Here is a 1233-nt window from a genome sequence, read left to right on the forward strand (position 1 = left end):
TGACCCTGTCTCGATTCCACGTACAGCAAGAAGTTTGATAACTTTTTGACTGTATGGAGAACAGAATGGCAGAGAACGTGGTGCCGAGAAGGCAATACACGCAGGAATTCAAGGTGGAGGCGGTGCGCTTGTCGGAGAGCGTCGGTCAGCATGAGGCCGCTCGCAGGCTGGGTGTACCGGTGGCGACACTGGGCAACTGGTGCCGAGACCAGCGCAAAGGCAATGCTGAAGCGGCGACGGGGCCGTTACCCAGCACGCCGAGTTCCAGTCGTCGACCGGTCAGCGATCTGGAGGCCGAGGTCAGCAGGTTGCGCAAGGAGTTGGCCAGCGCGAAGCTCGACATCGAAATCCTCCGAAAGGCAACGGCGTACTTCGCGAAGGGGTCGCGGTGAGGTACGCCTGGATCGACTCACACCGCGACCAGTACAGCGTGAGCCGGCTGTGCCGGGTGTTGGCCGTCTCGCGCAGCGGGTATTGCCAGTGGCGGGCTCGCCCGCCCAGCGTCAGGGCGCAGGCCAACCAGGAGCTGGATGCCGAAGTGGCGGCCATCTACCGGGCCAGTCGCGGCAGCTATGGCCGTCCTCGCATCGTGCGGCAATTGCGTGCTCAGGGCCGGCCGGCGAGCGCTGAGCGCGTGCGACGCAGCCTGCAACGTCAGGGGCTGCGCCCGGTCTACAAGCGACCGTATCGAGTCACCACGGATTCGACGCATCATCTGCCGGTGGCGCCGAATCTGCTGGATCGGCGCTTCGATGGCTGGCAGCTGAACCAAGCGTGGGTGAGTGACATCACGTTCATCGCCACTGACGAAGGCTGGCTGTTTCTCGCGGCGATCCTCGATCTGGCAAGCCGGCGTATCGTCGGCTGGTCGATGTCGGAGCGAATCAACGCGGATCTGGTCTGCCAAGCATTACGCAGTGCGTACTGGCAACGCAAACCCGGGCCCGGATTACTGCTGCATTCGGATAGGGGCAGTCAATATGCCAGTTGGGCGTATCGCGATCTGGCCGCCGAATTCGGCATGATGGTCTCAATGAGCCGGCGTGCAAACGCGTGGGACAACGCGCCGATGGAGAGCTTCTTTAAAACCCTGAAGGTCGAGCGCATTTACCAAACGCGCTACGAGACCCGCGCTCAGGCTCGCCTGGACATCGTCGACTGGATCGAAGGCTATTACAATCGACAGCGCATGCACACGTCGATCGACTACTGCACTCCCGTCGAATACGAAAC

At 62.0% G+C, this 1233-nt stretch carries 1 protein-coding gene; it reads left to right on the forward strand.

Annotated elements, in window-relative coordinates:
• Positions 1–53 precede the first annotated feature (53 nt).
• Positions 54–1233, forward strand: a protein-coding gene (locus BCO18175_RS40375) for an IS3 family transposase (RefSeq protein WP_174989399.1) whose coding sequence is annotated in 2 segments (ribosomal slippage) — positions 54–354 and positions 354–1233 — 1181 coding nt annotated over the 2 segments. Because the reading frame shifts where the segments join, the coding sequence is not laid out codon by codon here. This gene is flagged as partial in the annotation.

The sequence above is a fragment of the Burkholderia lata genome, from assembly GCF_902499335.1.
GTDB lineage: Bacteria > Pseudomonadota > Gammaproteobacteria > Burkholderiales > Burkholderiaceae > Burkholderia > Burkholderia lata_B.